Below are 23,531 nucleotides of genomic sequence, written 5' to 3' on the forward strand. Positions count from 1 at the left end.
CCTGTTCGGCTTGGGTATCTCTGTGGCGAGGTGCTTTCTGTGGTGAGGGGGCTTGTCCCCCGTTGGGCTGCGAAGCAGCCCCAAACCAGGCGCCCACGTTTGCCTGGTAGAACTCGGTGCGCTTATTGGGGCCGCTTCGCAGCCCAACGGGGGACAAGCCCCCTCGCCACAGGACAAGCCCTCTCCTTCCACAGGGCAAGCAACATCTGAGACCAAGGAGCTTCACTCTCATGCATAGCCGTCCCTTATTGCTGCCGCTCTCGCTGGCGTGCGGCCTGGCGTCCTTCGGCGTCGAATCCGCCGAAGACCGCTCCCCCACCCTCGACACCGTGGTGGTCACCGGCAACCGTGGCGCCGAACAACGCACGGTCACCACCAGCCCTACACCGATTGATGTGATCAGCGGCGAGCAGCTGCGGGCCGTGGGCAAGCCAAGTCTGCTGGAGGCATTGGGCAAGCTCATTCCGTCCTTCAACCTGCCGGACCGCGCCGGCTGGGATGCCAGCGGCGTGGTGCGCTCGGCCACGCTGCGCGGCCTCACCGCCTCCCACGTGCTGGTGCTGGTCAACGGCAAACGCCGGCACACCAGCGCCACCCTGAACATCAACGGCATCAACAGCGGCGCCGCCCCCAGCGACCTGGACCTGATCCCGGTGGCTGCCATCGACCATGTGGAAGTGCTGCGCGACGGCGCCGCCGCCCAGTACGGTTCGGATGCAATTTCCGGGGTGATCAATATCATCCTCAAGCAGACCACCGGCGGCAGTTCCGACACCACCCTGGGCCAGAACTACGACGGCAAGCGCGGCACCGGCCAGGAGGCGCTGAATTATGGCTTCCAGGTGGGCGAAGCCGGGGTGCTCAACGTGTCCCTCGACACCCGCTACCAGGAGCGCGACAACAAGGCCGGCAGCAACGGCTACAGCAGCCATTACTACCCGCTGGCCGATGGCTCCCCCGACCCGCGCGAAGCCACCTCCAGCCACCACACCTACAAAGGCTATGGTTCGCCCCGCAGCCAACTGGCCGATGTGGCGTACAACCTCGACCTGCCGCTGAACGATGACCTGACGCTGTACTCGTTCTCCACCCTGGCCACCCGGGAGAACAACGACGGCCAGAACTTCCGCCTGCCCAATGGCCGCAACACCATCACCACCGGGCCCAATGGTTACCCCGACGGCTACAGCCCGTACTGGCTGGTCAACGAGACCGACTTTCAATCGGCCTTCGGTGCCAAGGGCAACGACCTCGGCGGCGGCTGGGCCTGGGACTTGAGCAGCACCTACGGGCGCAACTACGCCAAGCAGCGCACCTACGACAACCAGAACCCGTCCCTGGGTGAAAGCACGCCGAACACGTTTACCTCCGGCATCTACATTGCCGATCAGCTCACCACCAACCTGGACCTGAAAAACAACTACGAGATCGGCCTGGCCAAGCCGTTGGACGTGGCGTTCGGCCTGGAGCACCGGCGCGAAAGCTACGAGACCCGCGCCGGCTCCGAGGCCTCGTATATCGATGGCGGCTACGTGTTCCCGGCGGGCCATCCGCGGGCCGGGCAGCGCCCTGATCCGGGGGCCCAGGTCACCAACGGTATCCGCCCGGAAGACGCGCAGAAGATCAGCCGCAACAGCCTCGCCAGCTATGTGGACCTGGGTTTCTACCCCACCGAACAGTGGTACGTCGGCGTGGCCGGGCGCTACGAGCATTACAACGAAGGCGTCGGCGGCACCCGCAGTGGCAAGCTCAGCACCCGGTATGCGTTCAACCCGGTGTTCGCCCTGCGCGGCACCGTGAGCAACGGCTTTCGCGCGCCGTCACTGGCCAACGAGATCTTCACCGCGCGCTCCACCGGGTTCGACACCATCAACGGGGTGTACCAGTCGTATAACTACGTGATCCTGCCGGTGGATTCCGCCGGCGCCCAGGCACTCGGCGCCAAGTCACTGAAGCCGGAGCGTTCGACCAACTTCAGCCTCGGTTTCGCCGTGACTCCAAGCGACGACCTGAGCCTGACGGTGGACGGTTACGTGATCAACCTGCGGGACCGCCTGGTGCTCAGCGAACGCTTCCAGGGCCCGGGCATTGCGGCGCTGCTGGACGGCATCGGCGTACCGGCCACGGCGGGCGCGCAGTACTTTACCAATGGCGCCAACACCCGCACCTCCGGCGTGGACGTGGTGGGCAACTACCGGCAAAACCTCGACCGCTACGGCTCGGTGAAATGGACGGCGGCGCTGAACTACAACCACACGCAAATCCTCAGCGTCAACGACACTCCGGCGCAGCTCGCCGCCCTGGGCAACTTCCAGTTGATGGGCCGCCAGTCGCGGGCGCTGATCACCAAGACCTCACCCAGCAGCAAGATGATCTTCTCTGCCGACTGGGCGATCCACGACTTCGACGTCAACCTGCGCCTGACCCGCTACGGCACCTACACCGAGGTCAACAGCTCCAGCGATCCGAGCCTGGACCGCACGTATTCGGCCAAGTGGATCACCGACCTCGACGTGGCCTACGCCATCACCCGGCAACTGACCGTAGCGGTGGGTGCGCAGAACCTGTTCGACAAATACCCGGATCACATCGGCGTGAAGAACTCTTCTTTCGGCGACAACTGGGGCAGTTATTCGCCGTTCGGGTTTACCGGCGGGTATTACTACAGCCGGGTGCAGTACGCGTTCTGATTTAGCAACCGCCGGCCAGGCGTTCACGCAGAAACTCGATCAACGCCTGCACCGGGCGCGAGCTCTGGCGGTGCTGGGGGTACACGGCGGAAAGGGTCAGGGACTCGGGCGCGAAGTCGTCCAGCAGTGTCACCAGCCGGCCGTCCTGCAGGGCTTGGGCGACGATAAAGTTCGGCAGGTAGGTGATGCCCAATCCTGCAATCGCGGCTTCGCACAGCAACTCGCCGTTGTTGACCCGCATACGCCCGCTGACATTGCGGGTGTGGGGTTTACCGTCAACCTTGAAGTGCCATTGCACCTGGCGGCCATGGCCGTAAGGCAGGCATTCGTGGTCGGCCAGGTCGTCGGGGCGTTGCGGTGTACCGTGGTGCGCCAGGTAATCCGGGCTGGCGCAGTACACGCGTTGCACGCTGGCGATACGCCGGGCGATCAGGGTCGAGTCTTCGAGGATGCCGATGCGCAGCACCAGGTCGTAGCCTTCGCTGATCAGGTCTACCGGGCGGTCGCTGAGGTCCACTTCCACGGTGACGTGGGGGTGGCGTTGCAGGAACAGCGGCAACAGGCTGCCCAGGTGTGCCATGGCGAACGACAACGGCGCGCTCAGGCGAATCGTGCCGCGGGGGTCGGTGTTTTGCCCGGCGATACCCTGCTCCACTTGCTCGACTTCACTGAGCAGGCGCAAGGCGGATTCGTAGTAACTCTGGCCCAGGGGCGTGACGTCCAGGCGGCGGGTGGAGCGGTTGAGCAGGCGTACGCCCAGGCGCTCTTCCAGCTGGATCAGGCGACGGCTGACAAATTGCTTGGACAGCCCAAGGTGTTCGGCGGCGGCGGTGAAACTGCCAGATTCCATGACCTGGCAAAACAGGCGCATGTCTTCGAAGGGGTTCATTGTCGCTTCTCGGTGGACGCTGAAGCTCTTTATAACCGGGTTGTCGCATCACCACCAATCAAATATCGATACCCCTGTGGCGAGGGAGCTTGCTCCCGCTGGAGTGCGAAGCGCTCCCAGGATTTTTGGGGCCGCTACGCAGCCCAGCGGGAGCAAGCTCCCTCGCCACAGCAAGCTCCCTCGCCACAAGGAGGTTGCTTCGGCCCTGAGGTTACTTGGCCGCCAGTGCCGAGTAGCTGTTCATCAGGTTGCGATAGTTGGGAATGCGCGGCGACAGCAGGTTGGCCAGGCCTTCCATGTCGTTGCGCCAGTCCACCTGCAGCTCGCAGGCCACCGAGAACCAGTTCACCAGCTGCGCACCGGCCGCCGTCATGCGTGCCCACGCCGCCTGTTGCACGGTTTCGTTGAAGGTCCCCGACGCGTCGGTGACCACAAACACTTCAAACCCTTCAGCCAGGGCCGACAACGTCGGGAAGGTCACGCACACGTCGGTCACGACCCCGGCGATGATCAGTTGCTTGCGGCCGGTGGCTTTCACTGCCTTGACGAAGTCTTCGTTGTCCCACGCGTTGATCTGGCCAGGGCGCGGGATGTACGGCGCGTCCGGGAACAGCTCTTTCAGCTCCGGCACCATCGGGCCGTTGGGGCCGCTTTCGAAGCTGGTGGTGAGGATGGTCGGCAGCTTGAAGAACTTGGCCAGGTCCGCCAGGGCCAGCACGTTGTTCTTGAACTCGTTGGGCGAGAAGTCCTGCACCAGCGAAATCAGGCCGGTCTGGTGGTCCACCAGCAGCACCACGGCGTCATCTTTGTTCAGGCGTTTGTAAGTCATGGGAACACTCCTTTGGGGGTTGATTCAGAAGGCAAAACACGAGCAGCCAAACGCGCCCCAGAAACCCTGGAAGTCGCTGACCGGTACGCTCGAGAGACGCGCCCGTTCATGGCTATGGGAATGCACGCCACACGGGCCGCTGCACTGGTGCACCTGGGCCTGCAGCGTTGAGGTCGGGCGCCAGTGGCCCGGTACCTTGACCACCGGCGACCAGTCCGGCAGCACCGGCACGCTGGGTGGCGCAAAATGTTCAAAGTCGCCGGCGCCGTACACCACCTTGCCGCCGACCACGGTCAATACCGATTCGATCCACTTGATGGCTTCTTCGTCGACGCTGAAGAAGTCCGCCGACAGGGCCGCCACGTCCGCCAGCTGGCCGACCTTGATCTGGCCCTTCTTGCCCTGCTCCGACGAGAACCAGGCGCTGCCGTGGGTGAACAGTTCCAGGGCGGTCAGGCGGGGCAAGCCTTCGGCGTGCAGCTCCAGCCCGCCGACGGTGCGGCCGCTGACCATCCAGTACAGCGAGGTCCAGGGGTTGTAGCTCGACACCCGGGTGGCGTCGGTGCCGGCGCCCACCGGCACGCCCTCGGCGAGCATGCGCTTGATCGGCGGCGTGGCCTCGGCCGCCTTGGCACCGTAGCGCTCTACAAAGTACTCACCCTGGAACGCCATGCGGTCCTGGATCGCGATGCCGCCGCCCAGCGCCCGCACTCGCTCGATGTTCTGCGGGGTGATGGTTTCGGCGTGATCAAAGAACCACGGCAGGCCGTTGAACGGGATGTCGCGGTTGACCTTCTCGAACACGTCGAGCATGCGCGAGATCGATTCGTTGTAGGTGGCGTGCAGGCGGAACGGCCAGCGCTGTTCCACCAGGTGGCGCACCACCGGTTCCAGTTCCTGCTCCATGGTCAGCGGCAGGTCCGGGCGTGGTTCAAGGAAGTCTTCGAAGTCGGCCGCCGAGAACACCAGCATCTCGCCGGCGCCGTTGTGGCGCAGGTAGTCGTCGCCCTGGTGCAGGGTCACGCTGCCGGTCCAATTCTTGAAGTCGCTGAGTTCTTCCTTGGGCTTCTGGGTGAACAGGTTGTAGGCGATGCGCACGGTCAGTTGCTCGTCCTTGGCCAACTGCTCGATCACCGCGTAGTCATCGGGGTAGTTCTGGAAACCGCCGCCGGCGTCGATGGCGCTGGTCAGCCCCAGGCGGTTGAGTTCACGCATGAACTGGCGGGTGGAGTTCACCTGGTATTCCAGGGGCAGTTTCGGCCCCTTGGCCAGGGTCGCGTAGAGAATCATCGCGTTGGGCCGCGCCACCAGCATGCCGGTGGGGTTGCCGTTGCTGTCGCGCACAATCTCGCCGCCGGGCGGGTTCGGTGTGTCCTTGGTGTAGCCGGCCACGCGCAGGGCGGCGCGGTTGAGCAAGGCCCGGTCATACAGGTGCAACACGAACACCGGCGTATCGGGGGCGGCCTGGTTGAGCTCGTCGAGGGTGGGCATGCGTTTTTCGGCGAACTGGAATTCGTTCCAGCCGCCCACCACCCTCACCCACTGCGGCGTGGGCGTGCGGTCGGCCTGGTCCTTGAGCATGCGCAGGGCATCGGCCAGGGACGGCACGCCTTCCCAGCGCAGTTCAAGGTTGTAGTTCAGGCCGCCACGGATCAGGTGCAGGTGCGAGTCGTTGAGGCCGGGGATGACGGTGCGGCCCTTGAGGTCGATGACCTGGGTGCCACTGCCCCGCAGGGCCATGGCTTCGCCGTCGGTGCCCACCGCGACAAAGCGCCCCTGGTGGATAGCGACTGCGGTGGCGCGGGGGTTTTCACGGTCCACGGTGTGGAACTGGCCATTGAACAGAATCAGATCAGCGTTCATAGGGTTTCCTTTACAGAGGCTTCAAGCCAGGGAGCGAACAGGCGGGTGGCCGCCGGCATCAGCAGGTACACCACCAGTACGACGATGGTCACGGTGACCAGAAAGGTGGCAACGATGTAGTTGGACAGGAACGGATGCAGCCGCAGGACCGGGCCCCAGATGATCGGCACCAGCAAGGTCAGCGGCAGGATCACCAGCAGCGTGACCACCGCCTGTTTCCAGCGCGGCGGCTTGGCAGCGGCATCGGCCTGGGGCGAGAACCAGAACTCGTTCACCGCGCCGACTTCGGTCTGGTCGCCATCGGCCAACATCGGTGCGGCTTCGTTGATCAACGCCAGGCGCTGCGGCGAATCGAGCCAGCGCTCCAGGTCATCGGTGGAGCGGTAACGCAGCACGCAGGTGAACAGCGCGAGGCCGCCCTGCTTGCTGCGCACCACGTCGACGCCGAGGTGGCCCGGGCGCTCGCCGGCGATACGCACGATGCGCCGTAGCCAGGCTTCATAGTCGGCTTCGCGGCCGGGTTTGATGCGGTGTTTGACCACCAGGGTGACCACCTCGTCCGGCCCGCCTTGCTGCGTTGCTGAGTCCATCGTGCTCCTCCCCTGAATACGTGAGCGATGGGCGCAGTGTGGGGTGTGACGCTGGGTAAAAATTGGATGTACGTGCTCTGTTAAAGCGCCCGGGACATGTGTTCGCCAATGCGTGATCGCAACCAGCGCTCCGCCGGATCGTTGTCGTGCACCCCACTCCACACCATCGACAGCTCTGCGGCATCGATGGCGAATGGCGGGTCCTCGGCCCTTAATGCACTGCCTTGCGTCAATGCGCACGCGGCATAATCGGGCACCGTCGCAATCATCTCGCTGCCGGCCAGCAGGGCCCGCAACCCACTGAATTGCGGCACCGCCAACACCACTCGCCGGGCCCGGCCAATCCGTGCCAGGTCCAGGTCGATATTGCCGCTCAGGTCACCGGAAAACGAAACCATGGCATGGGGCCGTGAACAGTAGTCATCCAGGGTCAACGGCTCAGGCCGATCGTCGCCCCGCAGGACCTTGCACGGAATATCCCGCAGCTTCTTGCGCTTGGCGTTGGCCGGCAGCTCGGTGGTGTAGCTGACCCCCACGGAGATCTCACCACTGGCCAACAACGCCGACATCAGCAAGTAGTTCGCACGCCGCACGACCACGATGATCCCCGGTGCCTCTTCGCGCAGCTGGCTGAGCAACAGGGGAAACAACCCGAACTCGGCGTCATCCGACAGCCCTATGCGAAACACCGCGCAACTGGTGGAAGGGTCGAAGTCCTTGGCGCGACTGACCGCGCCGGAAATGATGTCCATGGCCGGTTGCAACTCCTTGAGGATCGCCACGGCCCGTGGCGTGGGCTCCATGCCGCGCCCATTGCGCAGCAGCAGCGGGTCATCGAACAGGTCGCGCAACCGGCCCAGGGCCGCACTCACCGCCGGCTGGCCCATGAAGAGTTTTTCGGCCACCCGGGTCAGGTTCTTTTCAAACATCAGGGCCTCGAAAATCACCAGCAGGTTCATGTCGACACGGCGCAAGTCGTTGCGATTCATAGGGTTTCCCGGGAGGTGAGGACCCCATCAGCTAACCACGTTCAAGGCATGTGCAATTGCATGCCTGTGCTGTCTTTATTCCGCAGTCACCTGGCGAAATTAACAACGATTAACTCGCCAGCCAGACAGCCCGGCGCCAAGAATACGGCCGTCTACACTGGACTTTCACTCACCGGGAACGCTCCCATCGACCACGGAATCTGTCATGGCCCGACTTGAGCAAATCGCACCTGACCGGCACGCGCACGCCTCCGCTACCGGCGGCCTGTGTACCCGCCGCGAACGCATGGTCAAACAGCTGATCCTGGCGAACCTTGGGGAAAGCCTGGAGGTCACCGAGCTGGCCCGCGCCTGCGCCCTGTCCCGCAGCCACTTCTCTCGCGCCTTTAAATGCACCACGGGCCTCTCTCCCCAGGAATGGATTCGGCAACAACGTATCCAGCGGGCCAAGGAACTGATCATCAGCTCTGGCTTGAGCCTGACCCAAATCAGCCAGGAATGCGGATTTTGCGACCAGGCACACTTCTGCCACATATTCAGCCGCAGCGAAGGCGTGAACCCGATGACCTGGCGTAACCACCAGCTTCGCGTGATCGCCGCCTAGTGGTGATTGCACCCCGGCGCAAACCTCTGGAATATGCACCACAGACCTCGCTCCAGAGACCGCGCATGAGCAACCTCAACGACCAGGCCATGCATTTCGGCCCCTACCGGATTCACCCGCGCCAGCGCGTGGTGCTGGAAGGTGGCCAGCCATTGCGCCTGGGCCGTCGGGCGGTCGATATCCTGCTGGTTTTGCTGGAGCACGCCGGCCAGGTGGTGAGCAAACAGGAGCTGATCGCCCGGGTCTGGCCCAAGACCGTGGTGGAGGACGGCAACCTGCGGGTGCACATGGCGGCCCTGCGCAAGGCCCTGGGCGACGGCCAGGCCGGGCAGCGCTATATCGTCACCGTGGCCCAGCGCGGCTACAGTTTCGTGGCGCCCCTGAGTATCGAACCCACGGCGCTGGAAGGCGACAGCGCGGGGGATCATCCCGGGCACAACCTGCCGCTGCGCCGCACTCGGATGCTGGGACGCCAGGCCCTGATCGAAAGCCTGGTGCACCAGTTGCCTCGGCACCGCTTCATCACCCTCACGGGTGCAGGCGGTATCGGCAAGACCACCGTCGCCCTGCGGGTAGCGGAATTGCTGATCGGGCGTTACCGCGACGGCATTCGCCTGCTGGACCTCGCCCCCCTGAGCCAGCCCTCAATGATCGTGCCCAACCTGGCAGCCCTGCTGGAGCTCCCAGCACCGAGTCACGAGCCGCTGGCCAGCCTGGCCGGCCTGCTGCGCGAGCGCCAGATGCTGTTGGTGATCGACAACTGCGAGCACCTGCTCGACGATATTGCGCTGATCAGTGAAACCCTGCTGCGCAATGCCCCCCATCTGCACATTTTGACCACCAGCCGCGAAGCCCTGCGCGCAGAAGGCGAGTTCGTACAACGCCTGGAGCCTTTGGCATGCCCACCGGCCACTGGCGACCGCGCCGCAGCCATGGCGTATCCCGCGCTGCAATTGCTGGTAGAACGGGCACTGTCGTGCTGGGACGGCTTTGAACTGAGTGACAGCGAACTGCCCCTGGCCATCGATATCTGCCGACGCCTGGACGGCATTCCCTTGGCGATCGAGCTGGTGGCGGCGCAAATAAAACGCTTTGGCCTGCCGGGCCTGCGGGTGCAGATGGAGGATAACTTTCGCCTGTTGACCCGTGGCCGACGCAGCGCTCTGCCGCGGCACCAGACCCTGCGCGCCACCCTGGAGTGGAGCTTCGACCTGCTGACCGCTTGCGAACAGGTATGCCTGCGGCGCCTCGCGGTGTTCCGGGGTGGCTTCACCCTGGAATCAGCGGCGGCGGTGATAGGCGGTGAGCACATTGCGCCGACGGAGGTGCTGGGTTCAATCACGCAGTTGGTGGCCAAGTCCTTGCTCAACGTTGAGGTGGGCGATGAAGCGGTGGCCTATCGGCTGCTGGACATCACCCGGACCTACGCCCTGGAGAAACTCAGCGCTGCCTGCGAGCTGGAGGCCAGCCGTGAGCGACACGCCGCCCGGTGCCTGACACTGATGAATCAGGCGCAAGCCGACTGGGAACAAGTGTCCACCCGGCAGTGGCTCGACCGTTATGCAGGCTGTCGCGAAGATGTGCGTGCCGCCCTCGACTGGGGGTTGAGCCAGAACGGCGCGCCGCTGCTGGCCATCCGTTTGACGGTCAGCGCGATGCCGCTGTGGCAGGAGTTGTCGCTGCTCACCGAGCATGGTTTGTACGTAGGCAAAGCCCTGGCCCTGCTTCAGCAATCGGCTGCTCCCTGCGCGCACTTGCACCTGCAACTGCAATTGGCCCTGGGCAGCTTTTCCTATCACACCCAGGGCGCAACCCCACAGACCATCAACGCGTTCGTGCAGGCACGGCAGCTGGCCGAAGGCAGCCACAATGTCGCCGGCCAACTCAGGGCCGTGTCCGGCCATATGGCGGTCAACCTGTGCAACGGCAACTACCGCCAGGCCCTGCGCCAAAGCCTGCATTTCGACCGCCTGGACCCCAACGCCCAACCGCTGCTGGCCTTGAGCGCACAGCGCCTGCGGGTGCTGGCGCAACATTTTGCCGGCAACCAGGCCCTGGCGCGGCACAACGCCGAACAGGTGATGCAGCGTATGGCCCACAGCGGCCACCTCAATCGGTTTACCCATGGATTTGGCGTGCAATACGACCAGAACGTGGCGTCGCTGACGGTACTGGCACGCATCCTCTGGCTCCAGGGGTTCCCGGAGCGCGCCTGGCGCACTGCCCGCCAGGCGCTGGAGCTGGCGCTGCAAATCAATCACGGCACCTCGATCTGCTACACACTGGCCCTCGCGGGTGTCGTCATCGCCCACTACAACGGCGACGACGGGGCCGCCCGATCAATGCTGGAACTGCTGTCACAGCAGGCGCGCAAGCACTCGGTGCTGCTGTTCGACACCTGGGCCAGGCATTACACCCACGCACTGGACGGCGTGGCGCACGAGGAGCACGTCGAAGGCCTGGGCCTGATCAAGGACATCGTCGTGACCCTGCACACTCGGGACGTGGATGAGGCCTGCTTCGAACGAGCCAGGCAAGGCGATGCGGGTTGGTGCACCGCGGAGATTCTGCGGGTGCGGGCCGAATCCCTGCTGCACCAGGCTGACTCGCCCCCGGTGCAGGCGGCTGAAAGCCTGTTGCTGGAAGCGCTGGGGCTGGCGCATCAGCAGGGAGCCTTGGCCTGGGAACTGCGAAGCGCCCTGTCACTGGCCCGGCTATGGCATCGCGAGGGCCGGCACGCCGCCGCGCGCGACCTGTTGCAAGCCGTTCATGGGCGCTTTACCGAAGGGTTTTCCACGCCGGACCTAGTGAGCGTGCGCCGCCTGCTCGACGAACTGCACCACAAACTGCCGGCTTGAGAACGCCCCCAGATAGTGCCCGTAGCCTTGCTGCAACAACCCCACCTGGGCAGGGTCACCCAAACGGGCCAACGCGTAGGCGCGTACGCAATTGAGCAGGCGATAACGCTGAGGTCCGGGGCCGGGTTCGACGGTCAGCAGCGAGGTGTCCACCAACCGTGCCAGCAGATAAGGCAAGTCGGCATGCTCCAGCTCAGTGCCGGCAATCAGCGCACCCAGCGTCGGCAGGCTCACCGCCATCTTGAACAACCCCAATTGGAGGAACAGCCAACGCTCCGGCAGGCTCAAGCGATCGTAGGTCCAGTCCAGTGCCGCGTTCATGGATTGGTGCCGCCCTACGGCCGTTCGCCGCCCGCCAGTCAGCACCAGCAAGCCGTTCGCCACCTGTGTTTGCAAGCCCTTGACGCCCAGGGCATCGACCTGGGCCGCCGCCAGTTCCAGGGCCAGCGGGATGCCGTCAAGGCGCCGGCAGATATCCCGCAGGGGCGCCAGGTCTTGCCTGCGCAAACCAAAGCCTTGCTGGCTGGCCCGGGCACGACTGACAAATAGCTGCACCGCAGGATAAGCCAGCGCTTGTTCGACATCGGCCAATGCCGACAGCGGCGGCACGACCAGGGCCGGCACGCGCTGAACCCACTCCCCAGGAATGTGCAAGGCTTCGCGGCTGCTTAACAACAGCGTCACCCGGGGCGCCATCTCCCGCAGCGCGAACACCAGGTTGCGACACGCGGCCACCGCCTGTTCACACCCATCCAGGACCAACAACAAATGCCGCGACACCAGTTGTCGGCAAAAGCCTTGCAAGGTGCCACCCGGCTCAACGTCAATCCCGAGCGCCTCGGACAACTGGCGGACCACGCCCGATAGCTGGCTGACACCGGCCAACTCCACCCGCCACACGCCGTCGCGATAACGCGGCAGCACCTGTGCAGCCAGGTACAGGGCCAGGGTGGTTTTGCCGATGCCGGCACACCCGGTAAGCGTCATCAGCGTTTGGCCCGGCAAGCGCCGTGCAAGGGCATGCGCCAGCGGGTCCAGGCCGAACACCGGTACCAGGCGTGCCGGCAGGTTATGGTGAGGCAAGGGCTGTGCCGGTGCTGCCTGCATCGGTTGCGTCGCGACAAAACAGTACCCGCGCAGCGGCAGGTTGACGATATAACGCCGCCCGCCCTGGCCATCGGCCAAGGCACGGCGCAAGGCCGCGATGTGCACCCGCAGGTTGTTCTCCTCCACCACGCTGCTGGGCCACACCCGTGTAATCAGGTCTGCCTTGCTGACAAACTGCCCGGCCTGCTCCACCAGCACCGCGAGAATGTCCAGGGCACGCCCGCCCAGCGGCAGCGGCCGGCCCTCTTCGCACACCAGGCGCTGCTGGGGGTAAAAGGTGAAGGGGCCGAAGCGCACTTCACATTCAGGCTCAATCGTATGAAGGCTATGCATGCTCGTCAAAGCGCTGAAACACCCGGTCTTGGGCGCCTGCGCATCCTTTTCCATGGGACTGACGGCTATCTTGCCAGCTACCCGTGACAGGACAATGCTGGCACAGGGATCCACACGGACATTCAGGTGCGCCAGACGGCCATCAGCTGAATTGCTGGCGGTATTGGGTCGGGTTCAAGCCGAGTTTTTCACTGAACAGAAAACGCATATGCCGCACGCTGCCAAAGCCCGCATGAAAGGCTACGGTCTTGAGTGGCAGGTCGCTGGTCTCCAGCAAGTGCCGCGCGCGATCAATGCGCGCGCCCTGCAGGAAAGCCATCGGGGTCATCTGCACTTCCTTGGCAAACACCCGCGCAAAGTGCCGCGCGCTCATGCCTGCGAGTTGCGCCATGGACTCGATGGTAAAGGTCTGGTCCAGCCGCTCCAGCACATGGGTCTGCACCCGGGTAATCGCGGTTTCCTGGGGGGCCACCGCTGCGGTCATCGGGCTGAACTGGGCTTGGCCACCCTGACGCTTCATGACCACCAGCAACACCTTGGCCACGTCGACAGCCACCTGCTTGCCGTGGTCCTGGGCTACAACGGACAGCGCCAGGTCGATGCCCGCCGTCACGCCGCCAGAGGTGATGAGCCGGCCGTCCTGCAGGTAGATGCGGTCGGTCTCCACCGTGGCCTTGGGAAAGGCCTTGATCAGCCGCTCGGTGTAATGCCAGTGAGTGGTCACGCGTTGGCCGTCCAGCAAGCCGGCGTATCCCAGCACGAAGGCACCGGTGCAGATCGAGCCGAATCGCCGGGCACGAGGCGCAGCCGCCTTGAGCCAGGGCAACAAGGCGGGATGGCATTCGTTGTAGGCGCCGGGGCCGCCGGGGACCAACAGCAAGTCATACGCCTCAAGGGCCTGGTCCAGGTGCAGATCGGGATGCACCACCACGCCATTGGAGGCTTGCAGGGACCCCTGCTCGGTACCGATCGTCAGGATCTGATAGTGAGCTGACGGAGCAAGGTAGCGATTGGCAATGGAGAACACTTCCAGCGGCCCGGCCATGTCGAGCAGCAGAAAGTCGGGAAACAGCGCCATGGCCACGGTTTTCATTATTAGCAACTGTCCGTTCGGGGAGAGGAATCCTTGCATTATGGCATGCCATCAACTGTCAACTCATACAGGACAGTCATTCCGATTTCAGCTTCTTAATCAACCTATTACTAACCAGTAACCTTCTCCTCACACCGAAGCCCTGCATCTCGCAGCCAGCTTCCCTTGAGGAGAACACCCCATGCTGACCCTTCGCAAAGCCTCGGAACGCGGCGCCGCCAATCACGGTTGGTTGAAGTCGTTCCACACCTTCTCGTTCGCCAACTACTGGAATCCCAGGGAACAGGGTTTTTCCGACCTGCTGGTGATCAACGATGACCGGGTTGCCGCCGGCAAGGGCTTCGGCCAACACCCGCACCGCGACATGGAGATTTTCTCCTATGTGCTCGAAGGCGCCCTGGAACACAAGGACACCCTGGGCACCGGTTCGGTGATTCGCCCAGGCGATGTGCAACTGATGAGCGCCGGCAGCGGCGTGGCCCACAGCGAGTTCAACCACAGCCACACCCAGGGCGTGCACTTCCTGCAAATCTGGATCGTGCCGGACGTGGCCGGCGCCGAGCCGCGCTATCAGCAGGAGCACTTCACCGAAGCGCAAAAGCGTGGCCGGTTGCAGCTGATCATCTCGCCGGAAGGCACCGACGGCTCCCTTGGCGTGCGCCAGGATGCGCGGGTGTATGCCGGGCTGTTCAACGGCTTTGAAACCGCAAGCCTGGCCCTCGCCCCGGAGCGCTACGCCTACATCCATGTGGCGCGGGGCAGCATTGAAGTCAACGGCCAGCGCTTGCACGAAGGCGACGGTGCCCGAGTGCGCGATGAGCGGGAGATTCACCTGAGCCATGGCGAAAATGCCGAGGTGCTGGTGTTCGACCTGCGCCCTCGTGAACTGCCTGAAATGCCGTAAAGGTCGGCACGATGGCCCGGAAAAACGGGCCATCGCTGACGTCGATAGTCACCATCAGCGCAATGAAGTTCTCTAAAAAAATCCACCGCGTACCATCACATCCATACCAACCAATGACATCCCGGAGCACACCCTCATGAAACGCCAACTCTTGCTTAGCCTCGCTTTCTCGGTACTTGCTGTAAACGCCTTTACTCAACCTGCCCTCGCTGAAGGCGGCGCGGATCGCCTGATGGACAGCCGCGTGGCTGAGGGTGGTTCTGACCGTTTGCTGGAACGTCGTGTGGCGGAAGGCGGTTCTGATCGGTTGCTGGAACGTCGTGTAGCTGAAGGTGGCGCTGACCGTCTTCAAGAAAACCGTGTAGCCGAAGGTGGCGCTGAGCGTCTTCAAGGCAACCGCGTAGCTGAAGGTGGTGCTGAGCGTCTTCAAGGCAACCGTGTAGCTGAAGGTGGTGCTGAGCGTCTTCAAGGCAACCGTGTAGCTGAAGGTGGTGCTGAGCGTCTTCAAGGCAACCGTGTAGCTGAAGGTGGTGCTGAGCGTCTTCAAGGCAACCGTGTAGCTGAAGGTGGTGCAGACCGCCTGATGGAAAACCGCGCATAACCCTGGTTGCTCGCGGTTCACCCCCAGCCGGCCTGATCAGCCGGCTTTTTTTCGCCTGCTGTTTACTCACCGCCAACAGCGCCACAAAACCCTGTGGCGAGGGAGCTTGCTCCCGCTGGGCTGCGCAGCAGCCCCAATGAATACACCGCGTTTCTTCAGGGGAGACCCGTTGGCAGGTTTTGGGGCCGCTTCGCAGCCCAACGGGAGCAAGCTCCCTCGCCACACAAGCCTCGCCACACAAGCGCTCTCGCCAGCGTATGTCGCCACTCGCTGTTAACACAGCTCACGATCCAGCCACACCACCGCCTTGCCAATCTGCTGCCTGGCTTCAATCCGCGCGTGCACCTGCTGCACCTCTTCCAGCGTGTAATGCCCTTCGATATCCACCGTCAGCGAACCCTCAAGCATCGCCGCGAACACCGCATTGGCACGCCTCTGCACCGTCGGCCCATCGGCCATGTGGTCGTTGAGCCGAGGACGGGTCAGGAACAGCGAGCCGGCTTCCCCCAACTCCATCGGGTCCAGATCAGTGATCGAACCGGAGACGTTGCCGTAATTGACGATCAGCCCCCGCGTACGACAGGCCTTGAAGCTTTCACGCAAGGTGGCCTTGCCCACCGAATCGAACACCACGTCCACACCCTGCCCCTGCGTTGCCTGCAAGACTCGCTCGGCAAACCCGTCGTATGGCCAGGCGTGATCAGCACCCCGCTGAAGGGCAATCGCACATTTTTCAGTGCTGCTGCCGGTGGTGAATACCGTGGCGCCGAGTCGACGGGCCATTTGCACCAGTAACTGGCCGATGCTGCCGGACGCGGCATGGATCAGGCAGCTGTTGCCTGCCTGCAACCGTGCGACATCTTCAATCAGGTAGTGAGCTGTACAGCCCTGGAACATCGCCGCAGCCGCCTGATCGAAGCCGATCGCATTCGGAATCTGCGCGACCCGCGCGGCGGGCACGCTGGCGTATTCAGCAAACGCACCCCAGGCAATGCACCACGCCACCCGATCACCTGGCGCCAGATGGCTAACGCCCTCGCCCGCTTCCACCACCACACCCGCGCCTTCCATGCCCAGGGTGCAAGGCACTCGCACCGGGTACGTCACCGACTGGGCGTACTTGCCCTGACGGGTATGCACATCCATGAAGTTGATCCCGGCGCAGGCCACCTTGATCAGCACGTGGCCGGGCATCACTTGGGGTTTGGGCACACCAAGGCGCAGTTGAACGACCTCCGGGCCGCCGTAGGTTTCAAGGGTGAGGGCTTTCATCGCGGGACAACTCCGTTAGCGGTGGGAATGCGCCATGGTAAAAGGCACCACTCTGTACGAGAATTCCCCAACACCTCCCACCCTCCGTGCGGAAATAACCCGATGTTCGACTGGCAGGATCTGTATTTCTTCACCGTACTGGCGCGCACCCAGTCGCTGTCGGCGGCCGCCCGCGAGCTGCAGGTGGAACACGCCACCGTGGGCCGGCGCGTCGATGCCCTGGAAAAGGCCCTCGGCGTCAAACTGGTGGATCGCCTGCCCCGCAGCCGGCCACTCACGGAGGAAGGCCTGGCGTTAGCCAGGTTGGCGGCAGGCATGGGCGAGATGGCCACCGACGTGATGCGCCTGTCCCGCGTGGCCTCGATCGAAGTGGCCGGCACCGTGCGGGTCAGTTGCCCGCCGTCGATCGCCATCCACTGCATCGCGCCCCACGTCGCGCGCTTCCGGGCGCAGTATCCCAAACTGAATATCGTGCTGATGTCCTCGACCACGCTTGCCGCTCTGGACAAAGGTGAAGCCGACATTGCCCTGCGCACGGTGCGGCCCGATGAAGAGGCACTGGTGCGCAGGAAGGTCGGCGCGGTGCGCTTCGGGCTCTATGCCACACCCGAGTTCAAACGGTTACCCGCCGAACAGTGGTCGTTCATTGCCTATGACGCGACCCGTGACCATCTGCCCCAACAGGCATGGATGCACCAGGTACGCGGCAGCCGCGCGATTGCCTTTGCCGCCAGCGACCTGATCACCCAGCAAATGGCCGCCCGGTCCCAGGTGGGCGCGGTGGTGTTACCCACGTTGGTGGGTGATCACGACGCGGCATTGGTGCGGCTGGCAACGAATACCGAAGGCCCGGTTCGCGATATCTGGCTGACGGTGTACCCCGACATGCGCCGCTCGCCTTCGGTGAAGGTGGTGATGGAGTTTTTGGTGAGTTGCATTGAAAGCGCGCCGCAGTTGCGGCGCTGAAGCCGTTTACTGCGCCGCGTACTGCTCGTCGCTGACCTGTTCCATCCAGTCCACCACCTTGCCGTCGAGCATCTCGTTGATCGCAATATGGGTCATGGCGGTGTTGGCCGTGGCGCCGTGCCAATGCTTGACGCCGGGGGCAATCCACACGGTGTCGCCGGGGCGAATTGCCCGCACTGGGTGGCCCCATTCCTGAACCTGGCCCAGGCCTGCGGTCACGATCAACGTCTGCCCCAGCGGGTGAGTGTGCCAAGCCGTACGCGCCCCCGGTTCAAAGGTGACAACGGCGCCAGTGACACGCGCGGCATCGGTGCCCTTGAAGGGCGAGTCGACGCGCACCGTGCCGGTGAAATAGTCCGCCGGCCCTTTGGCCGAAGGTTGGGAACCGTTGGGTGTGATGGTCAGCATGGGAGTCTCCTGTGCCGATGATTCGAGTGCCAGCAAGGACAATGAAAGTGCGGTAGCGGCGAGACGGGTGTTCATAGGCCGGTCATCCGTTCCAGGGCTTCGGGATAGCGGTCGCCGTGCACCGCGATGCTTGCAGCGGCGACGTCCAGCTCACTGAGCTCTGCAGCGCTGAGCTGCACCTCGACCGCCCCCAGGTTTTCCGTCAGGCGCGAGGTTTTGGTGGTGCCCGGAATCGGTACGATCCACGGCTTCTGGGCCAGCAACCAGGCCAGTGCGATCTGCGATGGCGTGGCATGTTTGCGCCGGGCGACCTGGTGCAGCAACTCCACCAGGGCCTGGTTGGCCTGTAAGGCTTCGGGTGTAAACCTTGGTAGCGTGCTGCGAAAGTCCGAGCTGTCAAAGGTGCTGTGACTGTCGAACTTGCCCGTCAGAAAGCCTTTGCCCAACGGGCTGTAGGGCACCAGGCCGATGCCCAGTTCCTCCAGCAGTGGCAACACCTCGGCCTCGGGCTTGCGCCACCACAGTGAGTACTCGCTTTGCAACGCGGTCACCGGTTGCACGGCATGGGCGCGGCGGATGGTCGAGGCGCCGGCTTCAGACAAACCGAAATGCTTGACCTTACCCTCCTGAATCAAATCCTTCACCGCGCCGGCCACCTCTTCGATCGGCACATTCGGGTCCACCCGATGCTGATAAAACAGGTCGATCACATCGGTCTTCAGGCGCTTGAGCGAGGCTTCGGCCACCTGGCGAATATGCTCCGGCCGGCTGTTGAGACCCGACCATTTGCCGTTGCCGGACGGGTCCAGGGCAAAGCCGAACTTGGTGGCGATCACCACCTGCTCACGCAGCGGCGACAGCGCTTCACCCAGCAGTTCTTCATTGATGAACGGGCCATAGACTTCGGCGGTATCGAAGAAGGTCACGCCTTGTTCAACCGCGTTGCGCAACAAGGCAATCATCTGCTGTTTGTCGGCCGCGGGGCCGTAGCCAAAGCTCATGCCCATGCAGCCAAGGCCAAGGGCGGAGACTTCGAGTGGGCTGATGCCGAGTGTGCGTTTGAGCATGATCGTTCTCCGGGTAAGGGGGCTGATTCCAATCTAACAGTTACGAATTGTGATAATTATCCGCTAGAATCTGAAAATACTTATGAGGATGACTCACCAATGCTCAGGGAAAACGCCAATGACCTGCTCGCGTTTCTGGCGGTAGCCCGCGAGCGCAGCTTTACCAAGGCGGCGGCCAAGCTCGGGGTTTCCCAGTCGGCGCTGAGCCATACCCTGCGTGGCCTGGAGGCGCGGCTGGGGCTGCGTCTGCTGACCCGCACCACCCGCAGCGTGTCGCCCACCGAAGCCGGGCAGCACTTGATCGATACGATCGGGCCGCACTTCGATGAAATCTAGGTCGGCCTTGAGGGGTTGAGCCACTTGCGGGACAGGCCGTCCGGCACCATCCGCATCAATGCCATGGACCACGCGCTGGAATTCATCCTGTGGCCGGTGCTGAAACCGTTCCTGGCGCAGTACCCGGATATCGCCGTGGAAGTGTGTTGCGACTACGGCTTTGTCGACATCGCCGCCCACGGCTTCGACGCCGGCGTACGCCTCGGGGAAGACGTGGCTCAAGGCATGATTGCCACGCGCATCAGTCCCGATATGCGCATGCTGGTGGTGGGTTCACCGGCCTACTTTGCCCAGCGCGCTATACCCCGCACACCCCGCGACCTGACCGATCACGCCTGCAACAATTTGCGCCTGCCCACCAATGGCGGCCTGTACGTGTGGGAGTTCAAAAAAAGCGAGGAAAGCCTGAATGTGCGGGTGTCTGGCCAGGTGACGTTCAATGGCGTGTACCCCTTGCTCAAGGCGGCGCTCGACGGCTTCGGCTTGAGCTACATCCCCACCGACCTGGTGGCGCCCTACCTGGCAGACGGGCGCCTGGTGCAGGTGCTGGATGACTGGTGCGCGCCGTTTGCCGGCTTCCACCTGTATTACCCCAGCCGTCGCCAGGCCTCACCCGCCTTTGCGCTGCTGGTGGAAGCGCTGCGTTATCGCGGTTGAAGGAAGTCCGCCAGCGCGCCGCCCAGGGCCTCAAATACCAAGGCGATGCGCTGCACCCGGCGCATGTCCTGATGCATGGCAATCCACACGTCGACGCTGAAATCCACCTGCCCGGGCAGTACGCGCACCAGCCCGTGACGCTGCGCCACTTGGCTTGAGCACACGCCAATTCCCAGCCCGGCACGCAGCGCCGCCAACTGGGCGAGGTGATCGTCGGTGCGGATAAATGTATTGGCCGCCGAACAGTCAAAACCGCGCTCACGCAGGAGCTCGATCTCCAGCAAATTGCGGTCCGGGCCGATCAGCGGGTAGCCGTGCAATTGCGCGACGGTGTCCGGCGTGCCCTGCTCCGCCAGCAACTCCGGTGCGGCGTACAACCCCACTTGCAGGTCGCCGACCTTGCGCGCGACCACCGTCGCTTCCGTAGGGCGGCGGATGCGCACGGCGACGTCAGCCTCCTGCCGGGCCAGGGCTTGCAGGCGGTTGGACACGCTCAACTCAATGGCCAATTGCGGATGATCACGGCGCAGGCTGCGCAGCATCGGCGGCAGCACCTCAACCCCCAGCAGCTTGCCGCTGGTAAGCCGCACCGTGCCACTGGCCAACGCCGCATCGGCGGAGGCTGCGCGGTTGAAGGCGTTGGCGGCAACGGCCATTGCTTCCACGTGGCTGATCAGGTCCTTGGCGGTGTCGGTGGGCAACAGCCCAGAAGGTGAGCGGATAAACAGGCTGACCCCGACGCTTTGCTCCAGCGCCTCGATCCGTCGCCGCGCGGTGGCCTGGGCGATCCCCAGCAAACGGGCCGCGCCCGACAGGCTGCCGGTGCGCAGCACGGCGAGGAAGGCGCGCTGGGTTTCCCATTGGAGTTGAGGGGCGTTCATACATTTCCTGTGAGCCGCTGGGCAGTTTTGGCGGATGTTCTTTGTTCGGGGGCTGCGGCATCCTGGCGAGCATAACCGATGGGGCTTTCGCCCTCACTTTGCACAGGATCGTTTTTGATGACACTCACCGGCCAATGCCGCTGCGCCAACGTGACCTACACCCTCAATACCGACGCACCGCTGGCGGTGTATGCCTGCCATTGCCGTCACTGCCAGACCTGGAGCGGCAGCGCGTTTGCCTTGCATGCGCTGTTGCCGGCGGACGCGTTGAAGGTCGACGGAGTGTTGACGGAATATGGTTATGACGTAGAGGGGCAGCGTTCGGAGCATCACCTGTGCGGGGTGTGCCATACGCGAATCTACAACACCACGACGGCTGCGCCGGGGCTGGTTGTGCTGCGGGTCGGGACACTGGATGAGAGCCCGGCCGTGCAGCCGGTGGCGCATATCTGGGTGCGGTACAAGCAGCCGTGGGTGACGCTGGCGGAGGGCGTTCCGACGTGGCCGCAAAGCCCGACGCCCCAGGCGTTTGCGCAGGTGTTGAGTGAACACAAAACACAAATGTATGTGGCGAGGGGGCTTGTCCCCCGTTGGGCTGCGAAGCAGCCCCAATAAGGTCCCCGTGCTCTGTCAGATAGAACTCTGCTGTTAGTTTTGAGGCCGCTGCGCAGCCCAGCGGGGGACAAGCCCCCTCACCACAGAAGTCGAGTCGATCTTAAGAGTCAGCACTTCTCCATTGCGCAGTTGCCAATCGAAGAAGTCCGAAAAGTCATCGCGAACCAATGCGCGGATCGCCTTGGCCACCACCCCATGGGCAACCAGTACCACCACCTGTTGCCCATGGTTCACCAGCAGCTCATTCAACCCACCCCGAATACGCTCGACAAACTGCGAGACAGACTCCCCATCGGTGGGCGCCAAGTCCCACTGCCGGGTAATATTTTGCGCCCACAGCTCGGGATACCGCTGCGCCGCTTCCACCTGGGTCAGCCCTTCAAACACGCCCACACCGCGTTCACGAAACGCATCCAGCGTGGACAATGCCAGCCCGTCATCCACAAAAACAATCGCCGCCGTTTGCTGAGCCCTGCGCAGCGGCGAGACGACGACGGTGTCGATCTGCACCGGTAACTTTACCCGCAACTCCCGTGCCTGAAGCACGCCCCGCTCGTTGAGATCAACGTCCAGCGAGCCTTGGTAACGCCCTTCGGCATTGGCCTGCGTTTCGCCGTGGCGAACAACATACAACTGCATACCGCCCTCCTTCATCCTGACGTTGAAAGGCCGCGAACGGCCTCCCCGATAAAGTCCTAAGCTAAGATCGAAAGATTATTTATCGAAAGATTTTTAGAACCATAAGCTGACCTTAATCCATTAAGAGTCGAGCACGCCATGCCCCAGTTTTCGCTCCACCGCCTTTTCATCGCCGGCCTGGCCACACTGGGCCTCTGCACCACCTTGAGCACTCAAGCCCAGGAAACCGTACGCATCGGTTACCAGAAATCCTCGACCCTGATCACTCTGCTGAAAACCCAGGGCACCCTGGAAAAAGCCCTCAAGGCCGACGGCATCGACGTCACCTGGCATGAGTTCCCCAGTGGCCTGCCGCTGCTGGAAGCCTTGAACGTCGGCAACGTCGACATCAGCGCCGACGTGGCCGACACGGTGCCGATCTTCGCCCAGGCTGCCCAGGCCAAACTCACCTACTTCGCCCAGGAGGCGCCCTCGCCCCAGGCGCAGGCCATCGTGGTGCGCAAGGACTCGCCGATCCAGCAACTGGCGGATTTGAAGGGTAAGAAAATCGCCGTGACCAAGGCTGCTGGCACTCACTACTTGTTGATCGCTGCCCTGAACAAGGCAGGGCTGGCCTTCTCCGATATCGAGCCGGCGTACCTGACGCCCGCCGACGGTCGCGCTGCGTTTGAAAACAACAAGGTTGATGCCTGGGTTACCTGGGAACCCTTCCTCACCAGCGTGCAGCGCCAACTGCCTACCCGTACCCTGGCGGATGGCACTGGGCTGGCCAGTTATAAGCGTTATTACCTGACGGGTACGCCTTATGCCAAGGCGCATCCAGAAGTGTTGAAAGTGGTTTACGAGCAGTTGCACCAGGCGGGTGAGTGGGTGAAGAGCCATCCGCGTGATGCCGCGAAAGTGCTGGGGCCGTTGTGGGGCAACCTGGATGCGGAGACTGTCGAGGCGGCCAATGCTCATCGCAGTTATGAAGTGCAGCCGGTGACGCTGGATCAGTTGGGGGAGCAGCAGAAGATTGCCGATGCGTTCTTCAAGGCGGGGTTGTTGCCCAAGGCGGTAGATGCGCAGGATGTGCAGGTGTGGAAGCCCTGACGGTTTGCCCGGCATCCGGGGCGGGGTGCATATCCGTTATTTGCGTAACGGCGGCTTAGGGTTTCGCTCTTACAGCGACTCACTTTGGAAAAGCCCCAAAGTAAGCAAAAGGCTCTGCCCCGCCTGTCGGCACCTCGCCTAGGCTCGGTGTTCCCTCACTCCGGCATTGCTCCGCGGGCCGCCGCGACGGCCCGTCCCTGGCCCGTCGCGGCTAAACCGGCGTCCTGCCGGTTTACCCGCTCCTCAAT

General features: G+C 63.5%; 20 protein-coding genes and 1 pseudogene. 9 read left to right on the forward strand and 12 right to left on the reverse strand.

Going from position 1 to position 23,531, the window contains the following annotated elements:
* The first annotated feature begins 230 nt into the window (after nt 1-230).
* Nucleotides 231-2,690 (forward strand): TonB-dependent receptor plug domain-containing protein, encoded by a 2,460-nt coding sequence (locus MUM_RS0117245; protein WP_010171974.1) that lies wholly within the window; start codon nt 231-233, stop codon nt 2,688-2,690.
* Nucleotide 2,691: 1 nt separating this feature from the next.
* On the opposite strand, the gene MUM_RS0117250 is transcribed toward MUM_RS0117245, so the two are convergent.
* From MUM_RS0117250 to MUM_RS0117270, 5 genes are all read right to left on the reverse strand, one after another.
* Nucleotides 2,692-3,579: a LysR family transcriptional regulator gene (locus tag MUM_RS0117250; RefSeq protein WP_010171976.1), complete on the reverse strand. Its 888-nt coding sequence runs from the start codon at nt 3,577-3,579 to the stop codon at nt 2,692-2,694.
* Between the two features lie 211 nt (nt 3,580-3,790).
* Complete coding sequence (ycaC, locus tag MUM_RS0117255) at nt 3,791-4,408, reverse strand: isochorismate family cysteine hydrolase YcaC (RefSeq protein WP_010171978.1); 618 nt, start codon at nt 4,406-4,408, stop codon at nt 3,791-3,793.
* Nucleotides 4,409-4,432: 24 nt separating this feature from the next.
* Nucleotides 4,433-6,271, reverse strand: coding sequence for an amidohydrolase (locus MUM_RS0117260; RefSeq protein WP_010171980.1), 1,839 nt, complete (start codon nt 6,269-6,271; stop codon nt 4,433-4,435).
* Complete coding sequence (locus tag MUM_RS0117265) at nt 6,268-6,861, reverse strand: antibiotic biosynthesis monooxygenase (RefSeq protein WP_010171982.1); 594 nt, start codon at nt 6,859-6,861, stop codon at nt 6,268-6,270. The genes MUM_RS0117260 and MUM_RS0117265 overlap by 4 nt, the downstream gene beginning before the upstream one ends.
* An 80-nt stretch (nt 6,862-6,941) precedes the next feature.
* The gene (locus tag MUM_RS0117270; protein ID WP_010171983.1) at nt 6,942-7,850 is read right to left on the reverse strand and encodes a LysR family transcriptional regulator; all 909 of its coding nucleotides are present in this window, start codon (nt 7,848-7,850) and stop codon (nt 6,942-6,944) included.
* Nucleotides 7,851-8,055: 205 nt separating this feature from the next.
* On the opposite strand from MUM_RS0117270, the gene MUM_RS0117275 reads away from it, so the two are divergent.
* Nucleotides 8,056-8,454: a helix-turn-helix domain-containing protein gene (locus MUM_RS0117275; protein WP_010171985.1), complete on the forward strand. Its 399-nt coding sequence runs from the start codon at nt 8,056-8,058 to the stop codon at nt 8,452-8,454.
* Nucleotides 8,455-8,519: 65 nt separating this feature from the next.
* Nucleotides 8,520-11,312, forward strand: coding sequence for an ATP-binding protein (locus tag MUM_RS0117280; RefSeq protein ID WP_010171987.1), 2,793 nt, complete (start codon nt 8,520-8,522; stop codon nt 11,310-11,312).
* Here MUM_RS0117280 and MUM_RS0117285 read toward each other — a convergent pair.
* Nucleotides 11,259-12,806: an ATP-binding protein gene (locus MUM_RS0117285; RefSeq protein ID WP_010171989.1), complete on the reverse strand. Its 1,548-nt coding sequence runs from the start codon at nt 12,804-12,806 to the stop codon at nt 11,259-11,261. The genes MUM_RS0117280 and MUM_RS0117285 overlap by 54 nt on opposite strands.
* Nucleotides 12,807-12,894: 88 nt before the next feature.
* On the reverse strand, nt 12,895-13,845 hold the full coding sequence (locus tag MUM_RS0117290; protein WP_010171991.1) for a GlxA family transcriptional regulator: 951 nt from the start codon (nt 13,843-13,845) through the stop codon (nt 12,895-12,897).
* Between the two features lie 181 nt (nt 13,846-14,026).
* Between MUM_RS0117290 and MUM_RS0117295 the strand changes: the two genes are divergently transcribed.
* Both MUM_RS0117295 and MUM_RS0117300 read left to right on the forward strand, forming a co-directional pair.
* The gene (locus tag MUM_RS0117295; RefSeq protein ID WP_010171992.1) at nt 14,027-14,749 is read left to right on the forward strand and encodes a pirin family protein; all 723 of its coding nucleotides are present in this window, start codon (nt 14,027-14,029) and stop codon (nt 14,747-14,749) included.
* Between the two features lie 136 nt (nt 14,750-14,885).
* On the forward strand, nt 14,886-15,350 hold the full coding sequence (locus MUM_RS0117300; RefSeq protein ID WP_010171994.1) for a hypothetical protein: 465 nt from the start codon (nt 14,886-14,888) through the stop codon (nt 15,348-15,350).
* A 273-nt stretch (nt 15,351-15,623) separates the two neighbouring features.
* Here MUM_RS0117300 and MUM_RS0117305 read toward each other — a convergent pair whose 3' ends face one another.
* The gene (locus MUM_RS0117305; RefSeq protein ID WP_010171996.1) at nt 15,624-16,622 is read right to left on the reverse strand and encodes a quinone oxidoreductase family protein; all 999 of its coding nucleotides are present in this window, start codon (nt 16,620-16,622) and stop codon (nt 15,624-15,626) included.
* A gap of 102 nt (nt 16,623-16,724) precedes the next feature.
* Between MUM_RS0117305 and MUM_RS0117310 the strand changes: the two genes are divergently transcribed.
* A complete protein-coding gene (locus MUM_RS0117310; protein WP_010171998.1) occupies nt 16,725-17,588 on the forward strand; it encodes a LysR family transcriptional regulator in 864 nt (287 codons plus the stop codon).
* 6 nt (nt 17,589-17,594) lie between these two features.
* Here MUM_RS0117310 and MUM_RS0117315 read toward each other — a convergent pair whose 3' ends face one another.
* Nucleotides 17,595-17,996: a (R)-mandelonitrile lyase gene (locus MUM_RS0117315; RefSeq protein WP_010172000.1), complete on the reverse strand. Its 402-nt coding sequence runs from the start codon at nt 17,994-17,996 to the stop codon at nt 17,595-17,597.
* Between the two features lie 71 nt (nt 17,997-18,067).
* Nucleotides 18,068-19,063 carry an aldo/keto reductase gene (locus MUM_RS0117320; protein WP_010172002.1) on the reverse strand — a complete coding sequence of 332 codons (996 nt, stop codon included), beginning with the start codon at nt 19,061-19,063 and terminating at the stop codon, nt 18,068-18,070.
* A gap of 99 nt (nt 19,064-19,162) precedes the next feature.
* On the opposite strand from MUM_RS0117320, the pseudogene MUM_RS01000000132600 reads away from it, so the two are divergent.
* A pseudogene (locus tag MUM_RS01000000132600) lies at nt 19,163-20,056 on the forward strand (LysR family transcriptional regulator).
* Here MUM_RS01000000132600 and MUM_RS0117330 read toward each other — a convergent pair.
* Nucleotides 20,044-20,937 (reverse strand): LysR family transcriptional regulator, encoded by an 894-nt coding sequence (locus MUM_RS0117330; RefSeq protein WP_010172008.1) that lies wholly within the window; start codon nt 20,935-20,937, stop codon nt 20,044-20,046. The pseudogene MUM_RS01000000132600 and the gene MUM_RS0117330 overlap by 13 nt on opposite strands.
* Nucleotides 20,938-21,054: 117 nt before the next feature.
* Here MUM_RS0117330 and MUM_RS0117335 point away from each other — a divergent pair, with 117 nt between their 5' ends.
* Entirely contained in the window at nt 21,055-21,552 is a 498-nt protein-coding gene (locus MUM_RS0117335; RefSeq protein WP_010172010.1) for a GFA family protein, read from the forward strand.
* Between the two features lie 33 nt (nt 21,553-21,585).
* Here the strand turns inward: MUM_RS0117335 and MUM_RS0117340 are convergent, their stop codons facing one another.
* Complete coding sequence (locus MUM_RS0117340) at nt 21,586-22,191, reverse strand: histidine phosphatase family protein (RefSeq protein ID WP_010172012.1); 606 nt, start codon at nt 22,189-22,191, stop codon at nt 21,586-21,588.
* A 138-nt stretch (nt 22,192-22,329) separates the two neighbouring features.
* On the opposite strand from MUM_RS0117340, the gene MUM_RS0117345 reads away from it, so the two are divergent.
* Nucleotides 22,330-23,283 carry an aliphatic sulfonate ABC transporter substrate-binding protein gene (locus MUM_RS0117345; protein WP_010172014.1) on the forward strand — a complete coding sequence of 318 codons (954 nt, stop codon included), beginning with the start codon at nt 22,330-22,332 and terminating at the stop codon, nt 23,281-23,283.
* Nucleotides 23,284-23,531: the final 248 nt, after the last annotated feature.

The sequence above is a fragment of the Pseudomonas sp. PAMC 25886 genome, assembly GCF_000242655.1.
Taxonomy (GTDB): Bacteria; Pseudomonadota; Gammaproteobacteria; order Pseudomonadales; family Pseudomonadaceae; genus Aquipseudomonas.